The organism is uncultured Lactobacillus sp. (assembly GCF_947367085.1).
GTDB lineage: Bacteria > Bacillota > Bacilli > Lactobacillales > Lactobacillaceae > Lactobacillus.
In genome coordinates this window covers 1-3885 of record NZ_CANBCP010000095.1, presented here as the reverse complement: position 1 = coordinate 3885, position 3885 = coordinate 1, and the positions used below count along the sequence as shown (strand labels likewise).

Sequence of the window (3885 nt, the reverse complement as noted above, 5' to 3'; positions counted from 1 at the left end):
GTTTAACAAATATGAAAAGACCCGAGTAATTAGGATACAGGACAAATTGGATTTTGTCACCAATATTTTTATAATTTTATCAATATCTTTATATATGAACAAAAAGAAGACAGAATTTATTTTCTATCTTCTGAAAAATATTTATTTGTATAGGTAAATTATTTACTTGCTTCTTGAATAAACTTCTTTAAATCAGCATCAGAGAAATCTTCTCCATACTGAGATTGCAAGCTTTCCAAGATATAACCATTATCGCGATCACGATCAATCATTTCACGAACTTGTTTAATGATATCTTCTTTTTCTTGATCAAACTTTGGTAATGTCATAGTGAGACCTCCATTCCTTCTTAAGTAACTTCACGTTAATTGTAAATGGTCTTAGGTAAATAAAAATTTTAACTTCAAAATTTTACTTATTAAAGCCATTCATAATACCAACAAATGCGCTGTTTAGCCCCTTATCAGGACTTTGTTTTAAAATAACCTTGTCAGAATTTGAATTATCATTTTCTACTAGAATGATTGGCTTTTTGTCATGCCGACAAAATAAAAATGTCTTGTGATTATTTTTAGACAAATCCGCATTATAAATTGCCAGCACCTCATAATCATAATGATGCTTCCCATACGGATCCCAACCAATTGATATCTTCTTGTTATTTAGGTAAAAAGTATCTGTTTTAAAAATATCAGGATAGACACGTCCATTGGTGATTCTTAATTCTTGAACTCCATTATATTCATGATACTTAACATTTTGCTTTTGACCATACTTTTTCATTGTCTGAGAAAGTTGGCTTTGCTTTTTAGAATTCAAAATCTTTGTTTCTTGTTGGCTTTGAGTATTAGTATTTTTCTTTTGATTTTGACATCCAGTAAATCCTAGACAGAAAACTAAAGCTAGTAAAAGTATTATTTTTTTCATAACCTTAAACCTCGCTAACAAAAAAGCTCGATTGCTCGAGCCCTTTTTAATCTGCATGACTTGTCTTACTTGGCATCCGATCTGCAGGAGTTGTTGAAGAATAAGTATAATTCTTAACTTCCATTTCGGCTTGACCAGGAATTGTTTGATGCGTGATATGTGGTAAATCTTTGTTAAAGAATGGATCACTACTTAAATCTAACTCTTGACCATTGTCAATTGAATAATTCTCATCAGCTGAATCTTTTCTCTTCTTCAAAAAGTAATAAACTCCAACTGCACAAGCACCTAATCCAGCACTAATTAAGGATAATGTTAAAAGCTTTTTTGCCATTTTTGTCACCTCATAAATTTTATTTCTTACTAATCACTTTAATTGTAAACCATTTCAGTTTATATACATAAAAAGAACCCTTACGGATTCTTTTAGTTAAAATTTGTGCTTTTTACGTACACCCATAAACCCCATTAAGCTAATCACACCTAATAAGCCGCTAATCTTAAGCTCATCGCAATTACTACTGCTAGTTTGTGGTAATGTTGCATCTTTATGTTGAATATCCGAAGAATCTTTATCTGCATCGCTAGAAGCTTGATTAAGCGTTTTATCATCTTGAAAAGCGCTGAGTTTGATAGAATTTTTGGCTAATTCGTCTACGTTATACTGATTACTATTTTTTAGCTCAGCATCTATTTTTAAATTTAATGCTGGATGCTTAATATTATTATCTGACTGATCTATGTTAGCACTAACAGTTTTAGTATCTACGATATTTGGATGAACTGGAGCGGGTTTGAACTCATTTGGCTGAGTATTATTTATTGCTTTACGATACTGCCAAACAAAATAAAAGCTTTGATTTGCAGGTAAAGCATCTAAATAAGGCTGCGTTGGAATATACCCATCAATTTTAGGAGCTTTCATTTGTGGAAAATCTGTCTTTGACCAAGTGCCATATTTTATTACTTGCCCATCTTTTAATGTGTTTATCCGAGAAACAGTCACAATTTGTTTTTTAGCCGGTGCAATTTCCTTACCTGAAGTGTCTTGAAAATAGATCGTTTCTGTTAATTGCTGCGTTTGATTTTGATAACTAACTTGACTATCTTGCTGAGTAGCTAAAATCTTTGGGTCCTGCTCTTGAGAAGTATGTTGATTATTACTATTCTCACTAGCAGGTGTTTTTTCAGTATTTGAATCAACAGTGTCTGCTTTAACTTGTTGACTGATTCCCAGCAGCAATCCACTTGTAATTAGGGCTTGAGCAGCCAGGAGTGTTTTCTTCATTTTGACTTCTTTCTATAATAAAAACTATTCAAATTAAATTATAGGACAAATTTCATATAAGAAAACGGTCTAATATGTTATTTATTAACAAAAAATCCCCCTGCTCTCAATAGCGGAGGGATTTTCTATATTAGTCTAATTTTCGTCAGATGAATCTTCTTTACTTGCATCTTCTGAATCGGCAGCAGCAGATTCTGGATTTTCACTAGAAATACCATCGCTAACTTCTACAAAATCATCTTCATCTTCGTCTTGCTTATTTTTATTAATTTGATGTTTTGCAATTGCAGTTGCACCTGCAGCAACACCAGCTACTGCAGAAATAATACCGATTGTCTTCCATACTCTTTTACTCATAAGTATCTACCTCTATTCTTTTTAAATAACACTTTACACTTTTAGTGTAACTCAAAAAGGTAAATTATTATAAAATAATGACCTGATATATTGAATCTTTTTAAAGCCGAGCATTTACAAATTCATCTGCATCTTTATTTAGAGCATCAGCAAACACTTTTCTAGGTTGAATACCTGCAAAACTTTCTTTGCCAATTATAAAGAACGGCAAACTTGCTTCTCCTAAGTCATTAAAATGAGCTGTTTGTGCTATAACAGTATTTTTATAAGCGTTAGAAGCAAGCATCTCAGCAATTTCTTCGCCACTTAAGCCTGCTGCTTGTCCGACTTCTCCTAAGACTTCACGATCTGCCAAAATTAAATTATCAGTCAAATTTGCTTTAAACAGTAAATCTATTAATCTTTGAGTTAGTGTTGGATCCTCGTACTCATCTTGTACCCATAATACCAAGCGATGGGCATCCATAGTATTAGTATTAAAGGCGAAGCCATAGCGGATATTTAATCCTTCCGTTTCTCCTAATCGTGTCCAGTGATCGTAACTTTCATGTGCTTGTCTTAATGAAATCCCTTTATCATATGCTAATTTTTCTGCATTAGTTTCTACGGACCGTATTGGCGCTGCAGGATCAATTAAATAAGCGTCTTGGCGATAATCAACCTGGTGCTGCATCCCTAGTCTTTGAATCACATGTTGCAGACGAACTTGTCCGACATAACATTCCGGTGAAGAAAAATCGGACCAAATCTCAATTCTCATCGTTGCCACCTCTTGCTTAATATAATCATTTCACCCTAAGACTACAGGGATCTCAAACATAAAGCAATGAAAACGGTTCCGATTTAGAAAATTTCATATATATTTATATATTTTCATAGTGAGATAGTAAAATTCTTTTTTTATTTATACAGAGTATCACTTAAGCCGGTCAGATAAGCTGACTGAAGCAAATTGATCAAGACTATCAAGCTTATGGGCAATCTTTTGTAATAATTCGTTAGAAATATTCTTTACTTCAGTGTGATTAATTATTCCAAATCTTGGGTTAAAGACCACTAAATTCTCAATAGTAAGCTGCAATTGCCTAGATACCAAGTGGTAATAAAACAATGATTGGCGAAGACTTTTTAAAGGAAGATTCTTTTTTGGCGCAGCAGTTAATTCTATGATTGCATCCTCGGTAATCCAATCCATAACCCCGCAAATCGCCTGATTTTGACTATAAACAAAAAGATTGGTTTCTTTAATATTTTCAAATAATTTATTAATAGCTCCAAAGTCTGTGTTTTGTTTTATGGCACAGGATAAATAG

Annotated in this window: 7 protein-coding genes; all 7 read right to left on the bottom strand. The window is 32.9% G+C overall.

Annotated elements, in window-relative coordinates; all coding sequences use genetic code 11:
• Positions 1-158 precede the first annotated feature (158 nt).
• Positions 159-329, bottom strand: coding sequence for a hypothetical protein (locus Q0Y70_RS09620; protein WP_297820422.1), 171 nt, complete (start codon positions 327-329; stop codon positions 159-161).
• Between the two features lie 82 nt (positions 330-411).
• Positions 412-927, bottom strand: a complete 516-nt coding sequence (locus Q0Y70_RS09615) for a DUF4767 domain-containing protein (protein WP_297820419.1) — start codon at positions 925-927, stop codon at positions 412-414.
• A 46-nt stretch (positions 928-973) separates the two neighbouring features.
• Positions 974-1261 carry a hypothetical protein gene (locus Q0Y70_RS09610; protein ID WP_297820417.1) on the bottom strand — a complete coding sequence of 96 codons (288 nt, stop codon included), beginning with the start codon at positions 1259-1261 and terminating at the stop codon, positions 974-976.
• Positions 1262-1357: 96 nt separating this feature from the next.
• On the bottom strand, positions 1358-2215 hold the full coding sequence (locus tag Q0Y70_RS09605; protein WP_297820414.1) for a mucin-binding protein: 858 nt from the start codon (positions 2213-2215) through the stop codon (positions 1358-1360).
• 135 nt (positions 2216-2350) lie between these two features.
• Positions 2351-2572: a hypothetical protein gene (locus Q0Y70_RS09600; protein WP_297820411.1), complete on the bottom strand. Its 222-nt coding sequence runs from the start codon at positions 2570-2572 to the stop codon at positions 2351-2353.
• A gap of 100 nt (positions 2573-2672) precedes the next feature.
• Positions 2673-3332: a DsbA family oxidoreductase gene (locus tag Q0Y70_RS09595; protein ID WP_297820408.1), complete on the bottom strand. Its 660-nt coding sequence runs from the start codon at positions 3330-3332 to the stop codon at positions 2673-2675.
• Positions 3333-3488: 156 nt separating this feature from the next.
• Positions 3489-3885: hypothetical protein (locus Q0Y70_RS09590; protein ID WP_297820405.1), on the bottom strand; the 397-nt coding region annotated here is incomplete at its 5' end.

Excerpts from the sequence above, each read along its gene's own strand:
- Q0Y70_RS09610 (WP_297820417.1), bottom strand. The coding sequence starts at position 1,261 with ATGGCAAAAAAGCTTTTAACATTATCCTTAATTAGTGCTGGATTAGGT.
- Q0Y70_RS09600 (WP_297820411.1), bottom strand. The coding sequence starts at position 2,572 with ATGAGTAAAAGAGTATGGAAGACAATCGGTATTATTTCTGCAGTAGCT.
- Q0Y70_RS09595 (WP_297820408.1), bottom strand. The coding sequence starts at position 3,332 with ATGAGAATTGAGATTTGGTCCGATTTTTCTTCACCGGAATGTTATGTC.
- Q0Y70_RS09605 (WP_297820414.1), bottom strand. The coding sequence starts at position 2,215 with ATGAAGAAAACACTCCTGGCTGCTCAAGCCCTAATTACAAGTGGATTG.
- Q0Y70_RS09615 (WP_297820419.1), bottom strand. The coding sequence starts at position 927 with ATGAAAAAAATAATACTTTTACTAGCTTTAGTTTTCTGTCTAGGATTT.
- Q0Y70_RS09620 (WP_297820422.1), bottom strand. The coding sequence starts at position 329 with ATGACATTACCAAAGTTTGATCAAGAAAAAGAAGATATCATTAAACAA.